Source organism: Dyella terrae, assembly GCF_022394535.1.
Classification (GTDB): Bacteria; Pseudomonadota; Gammaproteobacteria; order Xanthomonadales; family Rhodanobacteraceae; genus Dyella.
Map to the genome: position 1 here is coordinate 4,608,758 of NZ_CP089414.1, position 15,426 is coordinate 4,624,183.

The following is a 15,426-nucleotide window of genomic DNA, read 5'->3' on the forward strand; positions in this document are numbered from 1 at the left end:
ATCGCGGCAGGTCGCGTTGCTCCTGCTCTGATGCGCAAAGTCGAGGCAGACGGACGATGCCGTTACGTGGCGAGTTCTCCACAGCGGTCGGGAAGCGTAGCGTCCTCTTTATCTTGCCCCAGCGATCGGGAAGCGTAGCGAAACCTGCTTTAAGTCCTCTCCGCCACGGCGCGTTGCGAAGCGCTTGGAAGTACCCGCTGTGTAGCGGCGAAGGTGGCCAAGCCACAACGTTCCTCAGGCGCTCGGGCTTATCCCATCGACATGCTACGGGCGTTGGCCTGTCAGGCCATTTCTTCGGGTTACTTTTCTTTGGGCCAACAAAGAAAAGTGACTCGAGCGTCCCACGGGACTAGCTTCGCGTCGTCGGCAGACGATCGAAACGCCCGCTGCGTAAGCGGCCAGGTCGCCGTAGCGCACGAGGCGATAACCATACCCACGGCTACTGGATCCCGGCCTGCGCCGGGATGACGGTTTCATCGAAACGATAAGGCGAGCACCCACCCATCACCCCAACCCTCTCCCCGCAGGGGAGAGGGAGACAGCGCACGGCTTGCTGGAGCGCCACCAAATCCGCCAACTACAACTACGCGAACGCCACAACGCGAAACAGCAGCTTCAGCCGCTCACGCCACCTGCGCGTCAAACTTGCGAATGAAGTCCCGCACTTGCGGATACACCAGCTGCCGCCAGCGTCGACCGCTGAAAATGCCGTAGTGGCCTGCACCTTCCACCACTCGGTGTTCGCGGCGGTCAGTTGCGATGCCGCTGCACAGGTCGTGCGCCGCTTCGGTCTGGCCGATGCCGGAGATATCGTCCAGTTCACCTTCGACAGTCAGCAAGGCGGTGGTCTTGATGGCGGAGGGCTTCACGCGTTCGCCTGACACATCCCACAGGCCGCGCGGCAGCAGGAATTGCTGGAACACGGTGGAGATGGTGTCGAGGTAGTACTCGGCTGGCATGTCGAGCACGGCGTTGTATTCGTCGTAGAACTTGCGGTGTGCCTGCGCATCGTCCTCGTCACCGCGCAGCAGGTTCTCGTAGAAATCCCAGTGCGAGTTGAGGTGACGGCCGGGGTTCATGGCGATGAAGCCGGCGTGCTGCAGGAAGCCGGGGTACACCTCTCGGCCGCTGCCGGGGTAGTTCGGCGGCACGGTATGGATCACGTTGCCGCGGAACCAGCTGAGCGGGCGGTTGGTCGCGAGGTTGTTCACACCCGTGGGGTTGCTGCGCGGCTCGATCGGGCCGCCCATCATGGTCATGCTGAGCGGGGTCTTTTCACCGCGTGCGGCCATCAGAGAGACCGCGGCAAGCACCGGCACAGTCGGCTGGCACACGGAAATCACGTGCAGTCGTTCGGCGCCGATGTGGCGGATGAATTCTTCGATGTACGCCACGTAGTCGTCGAGATGAAACGCGCCGTGGCTGGCCGGCACCATGCGCGCGTCAACCCAGTCGGTGATGTACACCTTGTGGTCTTGCAGCAGGGTGCGCACGGTATCGCGCAGCAACGTGGCGTGGTGACCGGAGAGTGGCGCCACGACCAGTACGGTCGGCTCGCTCTTCAACCTCTCGATGGTGTCCGGATCGTCGCTGAAGCGCTTGAAGCGCTTGAGCTGGCAGAAGGGCTTGTCCAGCACCACACGTTCGATCACGGCAATGTCCTGGCCGTGCGAAGTGACCTGCGGCAGGTTGAAGGCCGGCTTCTCGTATTCCTTGCCCAGGCGGTGCATCAGTTCGTAGCCGGCGGCCAGTCGCTGCGCACCGGGCAGGTGGGACATGGGGCTGGTCACGTCGCTCAGCATCTTCGCGCTGGCTTCGGCGTAATGGCTCATGGGGCCGAGGAAGGCGCGTTGCCACTCGTGGATCTGATAGAGCATGAGACGGACCGGGCGGAGTCAGAGGGAATCATCTTACCCGGTTTGGCGGGTGCGTGCTGCGCTGCCGCATCGTCTCGTGCCTGATGAATCAGTTGCTTACGTGCGACGACAGAGCAGCAGCACTTCGTCGACCCCGGTCGATGGCACCAGCCCGGGCTGCCAGCTCAGCGGCTTCTGCAGGCGCAGGCCGATGGGCATGAAGACCCGGTTGTACCACCACAGCGCGCGCTCCCTGTGCTGGGTGAGGTACTTCTCGCCGAGGGCGAGCAGGGTGGGTGAAGAGGGTTGCATGCCATAGACCGCGCTTTGTTCAATGCGCCAACCATGCGTGGCCAGTCGGGCGGCAATGTCCCCCGGCTCGTACCGGCGATAGTGGCCGACGAAGTCGTCGAAACTGGTCCATGCATCCGCATGCAACGGCACCGACAGCAGCAGTGCGGCGCGTGGATCGGCGACGCGCGTCAGTTCGCTCAGTGCGCCGTCGTCATCGACCACGTGCTCAAGGATGTCGAGCGCGCACACCAGATCGAAGCTGGCGTCGGCATACGGCAGGGCGGTAATGCTCCCACGTGTCGCCATGGCGTTCCGCGTACGCAGTGCCGTGATGGCCGCGCCGCTGAGGTCCATGAAGCAGGTGCCATCGAGTGGAAGGCGCGGACGCAATCCAGGTGCAACCTCGAGGCGACGCGGTGCCTGCGCCACCAGCTTCGATACCAGTGGCCAAGTATTGAACCGGTTCGGCTCAACCAGCCGTGCGCCGGACCAGAGCGACTCGTAGAAGCTCCGGTTGATGCGATTGACGTTTTCTGCGCGAGAGCGCGTCGGCGCGAGAGTAGGCATGGGCGAAGTTTCGCGCCCGGATGGCTGAGCGGGGCGTGAAAGTCAGCGGATGCAGCGCAATTCGGTGCGTGCGACCACGTCGTGCATCGCACGTTTTCGTGGATCGAATGCAGCTACGGCGAACCACACGGCCCATGCCACCAGGGCCGACCATCCGGCGCCACGCGTGCCGACCAACGGTGCGAGCGCGAGTAGCAGCATCGGGGCGGCGGCCACCAGCAGTCGCACGACGGCTTGCACGGGGCCGATGCGCAGACCGTCAGCATTGGTCACGCGGATGCGCCACGGGCGCATGCCCAGCGTTTGTCCGCCGCGCAACCACGACGCGAGGAAGTACGCCGACACCACCAATGCCTGCAGCGGCTGATACCACCAGGCGATATGCGCATGCCCGTCGGTACTGACCACGGTGCCACCGGTGACGCGTTGGCACACGTAGCCCATCACCATCACGATCGCCACCACGGCGAGCAGGTCATAGAGCAGGGCAGTCAGGCGACGCCACAGCGGGCAATACACGTCGGTTGCGGTGATGGCATTCATCGAAATGGATGTCGTTGGGCGTGGAGTGCTTGCGCATGGCGAGGCAGACGGCGAGCATCGCCTCCATGCAGCACGAAGAACCCAGTATCGCCGAAGCCGACCGTCGCAGCATCGATGCCTTTATCGAGCGCGTGTGGTCCGAAGACGGCTTGTCGGATCGCACGCTCGACGCGTATCGCCGTGACCTTGAAGGCCTGGCCCGCTGGCTGGGGACGCAAGGGCAGAGCTTGCACAGCGCGCGGCGCCACCATTTGTCGGCCTACCACGGCAGCCAGCCGGTGGCCGTGCGCTCACTGGCTCGGCGGCAGTCGTCGTTCCGCCGCTACTACGCGCACGTCGTGCGCTCTGAGCCGGGTTTCGAAGATCCCACCTTGCTGATCGAGCGCCCCAAGATGCCACGCAGCCTGCCCAAGGCCCTGGCCGAGCGTGAGATCGAAGGGCTGCTGGATGCACCCGACGTCGGCAGCACATTGGGGCTGCGCGATCGGGCCATGCTGGAATTGATGTACGCCTCGGGCCTGCGTGTGTCCGAACTGGTGGAGTTACCACTGGCGTCGCTCAATCTCCGCCAGGGTGTGGTGCGCGTCACCGGCAAGGGTGGCAAAGATCGTCTGGTGCCCATCGGTGAAATGGCCGCGGAGCGCATCGAGGCTTATCTCGCCGCCGCACGCCCCGTGCTCGCCAAGGGACGTCAACCGGCAGCGCTTTTCCTAAGCAATCGCGGTGAGGGCATGACCCGGCAGATGTTCTGGACGCTGGTGAAACGCTATGCGCTGGTGGTGGGCATCGTGCCCAAGCGCATCTCACCGCACGTGCTGCGCCATTCCTTCGCCACCCATCTGCTCAATCACGGGGCCGACCTGCGCGCGCTGCAGATGCTTTTGGGGCACAGCGCGCTGAGCACCACCCAGATCTACACCCTGGTAGCGAAAGAGGGCCTCAAGCGCCTGCATGCCCAGCATCACCCTCGGGGTTAAGCGGTGCGCCGTTGTGTCAAACGGCCCACATACCCGTTCATGTGCCTGTGAGAGAATGGGTTTTCCCCTGCGCCCCGACGGGGCGGCATGTCGATGAGGTTCGCGATGTTCAAGAAATGGTTGCTGGCGCTGTGCGTCGGTGGATTGGCCCTCAACGCCTGTGCTGCGCCCGATGGCGCCGCTGCCGCTCCCGAAGCCACCGTACGCAAGGCGCTGCTTTCGTTGGTGCCCAACGCGAACGTCGATTCGGTTCGCCCAGCGCCGATGCCGGGCTTCTATCAGGTCATCGCCTCGGGCCATCTGGTCTATGTGTCCAGCGACGGCAAGTACATGCTCAATGGCGATCTGATCGACCTGAGCAAGAAAAAGAACATCACTGAGGATGGCTGGGCGGATTTCCGCAAGGCCGAACTGGCCAAGGTGCCGGCGGCTGACCGGATCGTGTTTGCGCCGGCCAATCCGCGCTATCGCGTGACCGTTTTCACGGACGTCAATTGCGCCTACTGCCGCCAGTTGCATGAGCACATCGCGGACTTCAACAAGGCCGGCATCGCCGTGGAATACATCGCCTGGCCGCGTGAAGGCGTGACCAACGAGGCGGGCAAGACCACGCAGACCTACAACGAGATGGTTTCGGTGTGGTGTGCCGCCGACCGCAAGGCCGCCTTTTCGGCCGCCAAGCTGGGCAAGGCACCGAAGGCCACCAACTGCCCCAACCCGGTGAAGGACGAGTTCGACCTGGGTGTGAAGCTGGGGGTTACCGGCACGCCGACCATCATCGGTGAAGACGGCAGCATGCTCGGCGGCTACGTGACGCCGGACCAGCTGTTGCAGGCGCTGAAGACTGGCGGCTGAACCCATCCCCCTTCCGTATTCTGCAAAAACAATCGGTTGGGTCATTCCGGCGGCTGGGCGCAAGCGCAAGCCGCCGGGGTCCTCAGGATGCTGCGTCGCGGCAGTCTTGATGCTCCTTAGGGTACAATAGGCGTTTTCGCCTACCTCCCGTTCCCCGCATGATCGCACTCGACGGGCAGAGCGCCCTCTCTCCTTTTCGTCTCGAACGTCTGAACGCACGCCTGGAGGCCATTCATCGTGGCACTCGGGTGCAGGCGTCGTGGTTCGTTTACTTTATCGACGCCGACCGCACGCCGGAGGGCGAGCAGCATCGTCGCCTGCTGGAAGTGCTGGAAGCCAAGGAGGGAGCGCCGGAGGCCGCCTCTTTGTGGGTGGTTCCGCGCCTAGGCACGATTTCGCCCTGGTCCAGCAAGGCCACTGACATCCTGCATGGCGCCGGTTTCGACGTGCGCCGCGTGGAGCGCGGCACTGCTTGGCAGGTCGCCGGCTTGCCTGCTGCCGGCACCGCAGAGCACGACGCCGTACTGGCTGTGTTGCACGACGCGATGACGCAGTCCGTGCTGACCAGCCTGGATCAGGCCAAGGGCCTGTTCCTCGGTGGCCAGCCGGGTCCTATCGTCCACATCGCGCTGGGCGGTGACGCCAAGGCTGCGCTGGACAAGGCCAATAAGGAACTGGGTCTGGCACTGGCCGACGACGAGATCGAGTACCTCGTCGAGCGCTACGCCGAGCTGGGTCGTGACCCGAGCGACGCCGAACTCTTCATGTTCGCGCAGGCCAACTCCGAACATTGCCGCCACAAGGTGTTCAACGCCAGTTGGACGCTGGATGGCGAGGCTCAGGACAAGAGCCTGTTCGGCATGATCAAGAACACTCACCAGCATTCGCCGGCCCATACATTGTCCGCCTACAAGGACAACGCGGCCGTGATCGAAGGCTTCGAGGGCAAGCGCTTCTTCCCGGATCACGACGGCGTGTGGCGCGCGCATTCGGAGCAAGTCGACTACGCGATCAAGGTGGAAACGCATAACCACCCGACTGCCATCGCACCGTGGCCGGGCGCTGCAACCGGCGCCGGCGGCGAGATCCGCGATGAAGGCGCGACAGGCCGTGGCGCCAAGCCGAAGGCTGGCCTCACCGGTTTCTCCGTGTCTGACCTGCGCATTCCGGGCCTGCCGCGTCCGTGGGAAGTGGATCGCCCGCTGCCGCCGCACATGGCTACCGCGTTCGAAATCATGCGCGACGGCCCGCTGGGCGCCGCTGCGTTCAACAACGAATTCGGACGTCCCGCGCTGGGTGGCTATTTCCGCACCTACGAACATGAAACCGGCGAAGCCGGTGTGCGTCGCGGCTACGACAAGCCGATCATGATCGCTGGCGGCCTCGCCAACATCCGCTCCGGCCATGTGCAGAAGCGCGATGTGCAGCCCGGCAACAAGGTGATCGTGCTGGGTGGCCCGGCGATGCTGATCGGCCTTGGCGGCGGCGCCGCCTCGTCGGTTGCGTCGGGCACGTCCAGCAAAGAGCTCGATTTCGCCTCCGTGCAGCGTGACAACGCCGAGATGGAACGTCGTGCGCAGCAGGTGATCGATAGCTGCTGGGCACGTGGCGACAAGAACCCCATCGTCAGCGTTCACGACGTGGGCGCGGGCGGTTTGTCCAACGCCATTCCCGAGCTGCTCAACGACGCCGGCGTTGGTGGTCGCATCGACCTTTCCCGCGTACCGTGCGATGACCCGTCACTCTCGCCGATGCAGGTGTGGAGCAACGAATCGCAGGAGCGCTACGTGCTCGCGATCGGCGTCGACGATCTCGCCGAGTTCGAGGAATACTGCAAACGCGAGCGTTGCCCGTATGCCGTGGTCGGTGATGCGACCGCTGAGCGCCGCCTGGTGGTGAACGATCCGCGCACCGACACATTGGTGATCGACCTGCCGATGGATGTGCTGTTCGGCAAGCCGCCGCGCATGCATCGTGACGCCAAGCGCCTGAAACCGCGCGTTGATCTGGTGCCCGACCTTACCGGCATCAGCATGGACGAAGCGCTGATGCGTGTGCTGCGTCTGCCTACCGTTGGCAGCAAGAGCTTCCTCATCACCATCGGTGACCGCACCGTGGGTGGCCTGAATGCGCGCGACCCGATGGTCGCTCCGTGGCAGGTACCGGTGGCCGATTGCGCCGCCACCATCACCGACTTCGACGGCTACACCGGCGAGGCGATGGCGATGGCTGAGCGTGCGCCGGTGGCGCTGCTCAGCAGCCCGGACGCCGCGCGCCTCGCTGTCGGCGAAGCCATCACCAATCTCGCCGCCGCGCCGATCGCTTCGCTGGGCGAAGTACGTCTGTCGGCGAATTGGCAGGCTGCCGTGAATTTCCCGGGCGAAGATGCCGCGCTGTTCGACGCCGTGAAGGCTGTCGGTATGGAGCTGTGCCCGGAACTGGATATCTCCATTCCGGTCGGCAAGGACTCGCTGTCCATGCAGACCGTGTGGAAAGACGGTGACACCACGCAGCGCACCGTCTCGCCGGTGTCGCTGGTCATCACCGGCTTTGCGCGCGTCACCGACGTGCGTCGCACGCTGACGCCGCAACTGCGCCTTGATCACGGCGATTCCGAACTGTGGTTGCTCGACCTCGGCGCATGCCGTGATCGCCTGGGCGGTTCCTCACTGACGCAGGTGTTCAATCGTGGTGGCGGCGTGCCGCCAGATCTGGACGACCCTAAGCGTCTGAAGTCGTTCTTCGACCTCGTGCAGGAAGCCAACGCGGGCGGCCTGTTGTTGGCCTATCACGATCGCTCCGACGGTGGCGCCATCGTGACCCTGCTAGAGATGGCGTTTGCCGGTCGCTGCGGCCTGGAAATCCATCTGGACGGTTGGGCAGAAGCCACGCTGCGCGCGATGTTCAACGAAGAACTCGGCGCCGTCGTGCAGGTAGCCACCGCCAACCGCGAAGCGTTCGAGTCGCTGCTGGTCAAGCATGGCCTGACCAGCATGGCGTATCGCATCGGTCGTCCGAAGGAAAAGCTGGGCATCAAGCTTTTCCAGAATGGCGACACGCTGTTCAAGTGGAATTGGCGCACGCTGTTCCAGGCGTGGAACGAAACCAGCCACGCCATGCAGCGCTTGCGCGACAACCCGGTTTCCGCCGATGCGGAGAACCAGTGGCGTTTGGACGATGCCGACCCCGGCATCACGCCGAAGCTCACCTTCGAGCCGCACGAAGACATCGCTGCACCGTATATCGCCAAGGGCGCGAAGCCGCGCGTGGCGGTGTTGCGCGAGCAGGGCGTCAACGGACAGGTGGAAATGGCCGCCGCGTTCACGCGTGCTGGCTTCGAGGCCGTGGACGTCCATATGTCCGACCTGGCCAGCGGCCGCATCAAGCTGGCGGACTTCCGCGGTCTCGCCGCGTGCGGTGGCTTCTCCTACGGTGACGTGCTTGGCGCGGGTCGTGGTTGGGCCACGTCCATCCTCTACAACGAATACCTGCGTGCCGAGTTCAGCACGTTCTTCGCTGACGCCTCGCGTTTTGCGCTGGGCGTGTGCAACGGCTGCCAGATGATGAGCCAGCTCAAGGACATCATCCCTGGTGCCGCGCACTGGCCGAAATTCCTGCGCAACGCGTCGGAGCAGTACGAAGCGCGCGTCGCCACGCTGGAAGTGCTCGATTCGCCGAGCATCTTCTTCAAGGGCATGGCCGGTTCGCGTATTCCGGTGGCGGTAGCGCACGGCGAAGGCCGCGTGAGCTTCCCGTACAGCTGCAGCCCGGCCAAGGCAGGTGCTGCGGCGCGCTACGTCGATAACCGCGGCAAGCCGACCGAAGACTACCCGCTGAATCCCAACGGTTCGCCGGGCGGCCTTGCGGGTTTCACTGCCGCGGACGGCCGCGTGACGATCCTGATGCCGCATCCGGAACGCGTGTTCCGCAGCGTGCAGATGAGCTGGCATCCGGAAAAGTGGGGCGAGGATTCGCCGTGGATGCGCATGTTCCGCAACGCACGGGTGTGGTGCGGCTGATGTCGTTTCGCCGCGCTAGGTATCCCTAGCGTGGCGACGGTCGCGCGCTGGTTCGTGCGGACACTGCCGGCAGCGGTGTGGACCTGTGTGGTCGCGCTGTTGCCCTGGTGGATGGGCTTGTCGCTGGTGGTGTTGTCGGTGCTTGGCGCGGTGCTGTTCGACCGGCGCATCGTTCACTACGCGGAATTGTGTCGTCGTGCCCTACGCTGGGGTTTGCCGGGTCTGCTGTTCGCGGTACAGCGCGCGCTGGGCGGTGACCTGATCGCCTGGGGCGCGGCACTGCTTGGTGCGCTGGTGGGTTTCTCGCTGGTGGTGTTGATGGAGTCGCTGCTCGATCACCGCGTGCAGCGGACCGCGCAAGCTGAAGGTCTCACCCGAATGGAGTGAGCTGGCCATGGCATCCGTCGGGCCGCCGGCACACATCATCGAACTGGCGTGGGCGCGTTGGCAGGAGGCCGCGGGCCTGTTCGCGGATGCCGCTGGGCCAGCGCGGTTCGAGTCCACGGGTAAAGGGCGTGGACGTTACTTATTCGCGCAAGGCAAGGTTATCGACAAGGCCAGCCCGCGCTACTGCTTCAGCCCTGGCGGTCGATGGTTTGCCGCAAACCTGCCGGGCGGACGCGGTGAAGTACTGTGGGACACGCGGAGCGGTCACACGCACCGCTTGATGGGGTGGCAGCTCAGTGGCTGGGAAGGCGAGCAGCCATGGTTGGCGCGGGGTAGCAACGGTGTGCCGACTGCCTTGCATGAAGTGCTAGGGCAGGAACGGCGGTAAGTGCCGGAATCATCCCTCGACGTACTGGACAACGCATAGTGGTGGTTGTGAATACCGACGTATCTTCTTCCTTGGTTTCCGTGTTGCCGGTCAGTGTGATCGTGGTGGCGGCCGACAGCGGCCCCAGCCTGCGCGATTGCGTACGGCGCGTGCTCGCGTGCGACGTGCCGCTGGAGATGATCCTGGTCGACAACGCCTCGTCCGACGGCATTCCGCAGGCGATCGCGCGTGCTCACCAGAACGACGCGCGGCTGCGTGTGATCTACAACCACGCCAATCTCGGCTTTGGTCCGGCGATGAACCGCGGCGCCGCGCAATCGCACGGTAAATCGCTGCTCATCCTCAACCCCGATTGCCTGATCGACAACGACATCCTGCAGCGCCTGCTCGGCATGCTGGCGGCCAATCCGCGCGCCGGTGTGATCGGTGCGGTGGTCTGCGATGAAGACGGCACGCCAGACCCGGCCTCCCGGCGCCGCGACCCTCTGATGCGTCGCGCGCTAAATACGCTGTTCAAGCGTGCAGGTGAAGGCATCAACATCGATGGTCCGATCCCGCACGAACTGATCGAGGCCGAAGCTGTGTCTGGCGCCTTGATGCTGATGCCGCACCGCGTGTTCGACTACCTCGCCGGTTTCGACGAAGACTACTTCCTGCATTGCGAAGACCTGGACCTGTGCCGCCGCGTGCGCGATGCCGGCTACCGGGTGCTGCTTGCTGGTGATGTGCGCGTGCTTCACGGCAAGGGTACGTCCAGTCGCCACCGTCCGGTGTTCGTCAGCCGTCACAAGCATCGCGGCATGTGGCGCTGGTTCCGCAAGTTCGATCCGGATGCGCGCAAACCAGTGGTCGCAGCCACCGTATGGCTGGGTATTTGGTCGCACTTCCTGCTGCAGATTCCCGGCCAGCTCTGGCGACTGGCCAAGCGCAAGCGTTCGAAGGACGCCGCGTGAGCGAACCCCGCACGCGCACATCGACGGCAGCCACGCTGGGGCTGGTTTCCGTCACGGCGGTCTGGGGCTCCACCTTTTTCCTGATCAAGGATCTGGTGGGCCGCATGGCGGTGGCCGATTTTCTCGCCGTGCGCTTTCTTATCGCCGCATTGTCGATGGCGTTGCTGTTCCACCGCTCGCTGTTTCGCCTGAGCCGCCGCGAGTGGTGGCAGGGCGTGGCGCTAGGGGCGGTATACGGTATCGCGCAATTGCTGCAGACCTCCGGGCTGGAGCACACCTCGGCCAGCATCAGTGGTTTCGTCACCGGCATGTATGTTGTTTTCACGCCGTTGCTCGGCACCGTGCTGCTGCGCCAGCGCTTGCCGCCCGTGACATGGATCGCCGTGCTGCTTGCGGTCGGTGGCCTCGGCCTGTTGGCCCTGCATGGTTTCAGCATCGGCTACGGCGTGTGGCTCACGCTCGCATCGGCGGCGCTGTATGGCCTGCATATCGTGGGGCTGGGAGCGTGGTCGCGCCCCGGCAGTGCCTTTGCGCTGTCGACAGTGCAGATGCTCGTGATCGCCGTGACCTGCCTGCTGGCGACACTGCCATCGGGTCCGTCACTGCCACCCGATACCAGTGCGTGGGCAGCCGTTATCTATATGGCGTTGGTGGCCGGCGCGGGCGCGATGCTCGTGCAGACCTGGGCGCAAGCCCATCTTTCACCCACGCGGGCGGCCATCGTGATGACGCTGGAGCCGGTGTTCGCTGCGGGCTTCGCCGTCAGCTTCGGCCATGACGAGCTGACGTGGCGCATGCTGGTTGGCGGGGCGCTGGTGTTGGCAGCGATGTACCTGGTCGAACTGGCGCCGCGCAGTAGTGCGGTGAAAGCGGAAGGGCTGCACCACGAAGTCTAAGCACCCTATGGCGGGCGCCGGTTCAATCCTTGCGCTTGGGCGGATGCGGCTGCATCGCAAGGCGCACCAGATAGACCACGATCACAACGTTTGCGACCAAGGCGCCGAGCTTCAGCCAGGCGAACTTGTGCACGGTCTCGTACAGTTCCAGCGGGATCAGCGAGCCGGTGGCGATCACCGTGAACCATTCGGCCCAGTGCTTGCGCAGCCATAAGCCGGTGCCTTCGGTAGCGAAGATGGCTGCATAGGCCAGCGCCACCAAGCCAATCGCGACGAACTTGCTCGGGCCCAGTGATTGCAGCAGTTCCACCAGCCGCCAGCGCAGGCCGTTGCTGTCGGTCAGGGACAGGTGCTCCAGCCAGTGCACCAGCTTTTCGAAGTTTTGCTCACGGTCCAGATGGAAGGCGAAAGCCGCCACCAGGATCAGGCACACGGTCTTCACCGCCTTGTAGATGGCGATGATGCGCAGGCCGAGGCTGTGCTGGGCTTCGATCTCCGACGACGGCTGGAGATGCGGATGGTGGTGGGCTTCGGTCATCGGGAATCGCGGGGGTAACGAGCAGTCATGATCACCGCGTGATCATGAAGGGTCGCGCACCGGTTGCCCAGTCCCGTCCAGAGACAAGAAAGACCATGCCCCGCTGGAGCATGGTCTTTGGCCGATTCCAGGCTGGGCAGAGTCTTAGAGTTGCTAACAAAACGTAGCGAGCGCCCGCCTGACGGTCGCGCAGTAGTTTTGTTGGCAGCTCTCAGCAGCAGCGCCCGCCGGTGCCCTTGTAACGGGCGATCTGGCGCTCCCTGAAAAACTCCTTGTAGCTGGGCACCGGGCGCTCCGGGTGATGATCGCGCAGGTGCTTCACGTACACGTCGTAATCCGGGATGCCGCAGCAGAGGCGGGCGGTCTGTACCGCCCACTTCCGGATCGCCTGCAGCTTCGCTTTCATGATCGAGCCCTCAACGGGTGGTCACCGAGCCCAGCGCAACGTACGGCTCTTCGTTGGCGGTGGGATGGTTGATGCCCCATGCCTTGACCATCGCACGGATAGTGAAGCCCAGCATGGCCAGGATGAGCAACATGAAGATGCCCGTCAGCGCGGCATCGACATAGTTGTTGGTGACGATGCGCTGCATCTCCTCCACCGTCTTGGCCGGCGCCAGCAGCTTGCCGTCGGCGGCGGCCTGCGCGTACTTCTGCGCGGCGGCGGTGAAGCTGATGGGGCCGCTGAGCTTCTCCCAGCCCGCGGTGAGCGTGCACACCACCAGCCAGATCGCAGGGATGCCCGGCACCAACACATAGCGCTCGCGCTTGAGCTTCACCGTGACCACGGTGGCCAGCATCAACGCCACGGCAGCCAGCATCTGGTTGGCGATACCGAACAGTGGCCATAGCGTGTTGATGCCACCTAGTGGATCGACCGCACCCTGGTATAGGAAGTAACCCCACAGGCCTACGCAGATCGCGGTGGCGAGCAGGTTGCCCGTCCACGATTCGGTGTGTTGCAGCGGCTTGTGGACGAGGCCAGCGATCTCCTGAATCATGAAGCGGCCCACGCGCGTGCCGGCATCGACCGTAGTCAGGATGAACAGCGCTTCGAACAAGATGGCGTAGTGGTACCAGAACGCCATCATGCCCTCGCCCGGGATAATGCCGTGCAGTAGCTGGGCCATGCCCACCGCCAGTGTCGGTGCGCCGCCGGCGCGACTGAGCACACTGGACTCGCCGATGTTCTTGGCGGTGTTGAGCAACTCGTCCGGCGACACCACGAAGCCCCACTGGCTGATGGCGGTGGCCGCCGACTGCGCAGTGGTGCCGATGAGTGCGGAAGGCGAGTTCATCGCGAAGTACACGCCCGGATGCAGCGACGCCGCTGCAATCAGCGCCATGATGGCGACGAAGGCCTCCATCAGCATGCCGCCGTAGCCGATCATGCGCGCTTCGCCTTCACTGGCGATGAGCTTGGGCGTGGTGCCCGAAGCGATGATCGAATGCCAGCCCGACACCGCACCGCACGCGATGGTGATGAACAGGAACGGGAACAGATTGCCCTGGAATACCGGGCCGGTACCGTCGATGAACTTGGTCACCGCCGGCATCTGCAGCGTCGGCGCGGCCAGGAAAATGGCCAGTGCCAGCAGCAGGATGGTGCCGATCTTGAGGAAGGTGCTGAGGTAATCGCGCGGCGCGAGCAGCAGCCACACCGGAAGCACCGAAGCGCAGAAACCGTAGCCGATCAACAGCCAGGCGAGCGACTTGGCGTCGAAGTCGAACACGGCCGACCAGGTAGGCGAGGCGGCGACGTGCGAACCAAACCAGATCGAGCCCAGCAGCAGGATCAGGCCGATGATCGACACCTCAAGAATCTTGCCCGGACGCAGCCAGCGCAGGTAGATGCCCATCAGCAGCGCAATCGGGATTGTCGCGGCCACGGTGAACGTGCCCCATGGGCTGTGCGTGAGCGCCTTGACCACCACCAGCGCGAGCACCGCCAGCACGATCATCATCAGCACCAGCACGCCGAACATGGCCACCACGCCAGCTACCGTCCCCAGCTCGTCGCGCAGCATGTTGCCGAGCGAGCGGCCATCGCGGCGCACCGATAGGCCCAGGATCATGAAGTCCTGCACAGCACCGGCGAACACCACACCGAACAGGATCCACAGCGTGCCGGGCAGATAACCCATCTGCGCCGCGAGCACGGGGCCTACCAGCGGGCCGGCGCCGGCGATGGCGGCGAAGTGGTGGCCGAACACCACCCACTTGTCGGTTGGCACGTAGTCCAGGCCGTCATTGCGCAACACGGCAGGCGTGGCCCGGGTGGGGTCCATGCACAGCACTTTGTCGTTGATGAACTTGCCGTAGAAGCGATAACCGATCACGAAGACCGCGATGCTCGCGGCCACTACCCAGATCGCGTTGATCGGCTCACCACGGCGCAGCGCGACTACGCCCAGGCACCAAGCGCCGACGATGGCGATGGCGGCCCACAGGATCTTTCCCGCGGGGCTTGGTTTGACGACGGCCGTAGACATTCGCGTTGGCTCCTGGGAAGTCCCTCGCAAGGGTCGTCCCCAGTGGCACTGGGGTCAACGCCATTATGGACCCACGTGCATTAGCCATTGGTCGAATGCGTGTGGCGCACACGCTTGTGCGGCAGTGCAGCGTCGAAGCTCAGGCGAGCTGGGGCGGGCGAATAGCGGCAGCCAGTGCCTTCGCCAACTGCTGACCGTGCAATGGCTTGCGCAGGAAGCCGTCCATGCCCGCCTCGCGCGCCCGTGTTTCCTCATCGCCGCCGGAGCGCGCGGTGATGGCGACCATCGGCAGGTGTTCGCCATCCTGCTCGCGTGAGCGCACCAGACGCGCCCACTTGAAACCATCGACGCCGGGCAGATCCAGGTCGACCAGGGCGGCGTCGTAGTTTTGGCTCTCCATCGCCTGCAAGGCACGCAAGCCATTGGGTACGTGGTCTATCTGGTGGCCCTGGGCTTCCAGCAGGCCGGTAATCACGGCGGCCACGGTCAGGTCGTCCTCCAGCAGCAACAGGCGCAGGCTGGGGCCGCCGCTTGCCACGGCTTCGGCAACGGTGGTGTCGACGTGCCCATCCACGGCGGGCAGGGGTAGGTCCACTCGGAACGTGCTGCCCTTGCCCAGGGTGGATTCCAGGCTGATCTGTCCGCCCATCAAAGCCGTCAG

14 protein-coding genes are annotated in these 15,426 nt (G+C 64.5%); 7 read left to right on the plus strand and 7 right to left on the minus strand.

What is annotated here, in order from left to right; translation table 11 throughout:
- Positions 1–623: 623 nt before the first annotated feature.
- The 3 genes from DYST_RS20250 to DYST_RS20260 form a co-directional block, all read right to left on the minus strand.
- Complete coding sequence (locus DYST_RS20250) at positions 624–1,877, minus strand: polyhydroxyalkanoate depolymerase (RefSeq protein ID WP_239947908.1); 1,254 nt, start codon at positions 1,875–1,877, stop codon at positions 624–626.
- Positions 1,878–1,973: 96 nt separating this feature from the next.
- Positions 1,974–2,717, minus strand: a complete 744-nt coding sequence (locus DYST_RS20255; protein ID WP_239947910.1) for a class I SAM-dependent methyltransferase — start codon at positions 2,715–2,717, stop codon at positions 1,974–1,976.
- A gap of 42 nt (positions 2,718–2,759) precedes the next feature.
- Positions 2,760–3,260, minus strand: coding sequence for an RDD family protein (locus DYST_RS20260; protein WP_239947912.1), 501 nt, complete (start codon positions 3,258–3,260; stop codon positions 2,760–2,762).
- A gap of 35 nt (positions 3,261–3,295) precedes the next feature.
- Between DYST_RS20260 and xerD the strand changes: the two genes are divergently transcribed.
- From xerD to DYST_RS20295, 7 genes are all read left to right on the plus strand, one after another.
- Complete coding sequence (gene xerD / locus DYST_RS20265) at positions 3,296–4,237, plus strand: site-specific tyrosine recombinase XerD (protein ID WP_428993931.1); 942 nt, start codon at positions 3,296–3,298, stop codon at positions 4,235–4,237.
- A 105-nt stretch (positions 4,238–4,342) separates the two neighbouring features.
- Positions 4,343–5,092 (plus strand): DsbC family protein, encoded by a 750-nt coding sequence (locus tag DYST_RS20270; RefSeq protein ID WP_239947914.1) that lies wholly within the window; start codon positions 4,343–4,345, stop codon positions 5,090–5,092.
- 158 nt (positions 5,093–5,250) lie between these two features.
- Complete coding sequence (gene purL / locus DYST_RS20275) at positions 5,251–9,111, plus strand: phosphoribosylformylglycinamidine synthase (protein WP_239947916.1); 3,861 nt, start codon at positions 5,251–5,253, stop codon at positions 9,109–9,111.
- Positions 9,112–9,141: 30 nt separating this feature from the next.
- A complete protein-coding gene (locus tag DYST_RS20280) occupies positions 9,142–9,498 on the plus strand; it encodes a hypothetical protein (RefSeq protein ID WP_239947918.1) in 357 nt (118 codons plus the stop codon).
- 7 nt (positions 9,499–9,505) lie between these two features.
- Positions 9,506–9,886, plus strand: a complete 381-nt coding sequence (locus DYST_RS20285; RefSeq protein WP_239947920.1) for a hypothetical protein — start codon at positions 9,506–9,508, stop codon at positions 9,884–9,886.
- 47 nt (positions 9,887–9,933) lie between these two features.
- Positions 9,934–10,839, plus strand: a complete 906-nt coding sequence (locus DYST_RS20290) for a glycosyltransferase (RefSeq protein WP_239947922.1) — start codon at positions 9,934–9,936, stop codon at positions 10,837–10,839.
- Positions 10,836–11,735, plus strand: a complete 900-nt coding sequence (locus DYST_RS20295) for a DMT family transporter (protein ID WP_239947923.1) — start codon at positions 10,836–10,838, stop codon at positions 11,733–11,735. Before DYST_RS20290 ends, DYST_RS20295 begins: the two co-directional genes overlap by 4 nt.
- A gap of 22 nt (positions 11,736–11,757) precedes the next feature.
- Here DYST_RS20295 and DYST_RS20300 read toward each other — a convergent pair whose 3' ends face one another.
- The 4 genes from DYST_RS20300 to DYST_RS20315 form a co-directional block, all read right to left on the minus strand.
- Complete coding sequence (locus DYST_RS20300; protein WP_199178846.1) at positions 11,758–12,273, minus strand: DUF2127 domain-containing protein; 516 nt, start codon at positions 12,271–12,273, stop codon at positions 11,758–11,760.
- A 211-nt stretch (positions 12,274–12,484) separates the two neighbouring features.
- Positions 12,485–12,679, minus strand: a complete 195-nt coding sequence (locus tag DYST_RS20305) for a YbdD/YjiX family protein (protein WP_102300726.1) — start codon at positions 12,677–12,679, stop codon at positions 12,485–12,487.
- Between the two features lie 10 nt (positions 12,680–12,689).
- The gene (locus tag DYST_RS20310; RefSeq protein WP_239947925.1) at positions 12,690–14,765 is read right to left on the minus strand and encodes a carbon starvation CstA family protein; all 2,076 of its coding nucleotides are present in this window, start codon (positions 14,763–14,765) and stop codon (positions 12,690–12,692) included.
- A gap of 139 nt (positions 14,766–14,904) precedes the next feature.
- Complete coding sequence (locus tag DYST_RS20315) at positions 14,905–15,414, minus strand: ATP-binding response regulator (RefSeq protein ID WP_239947927.1); 510 nt, start codon at positions 15,412–15,414, stop codon at positions 14,905–14,907.
- Between the last annotated feature and the right edge of the window lie 12 nt (positions 15,415–15,426).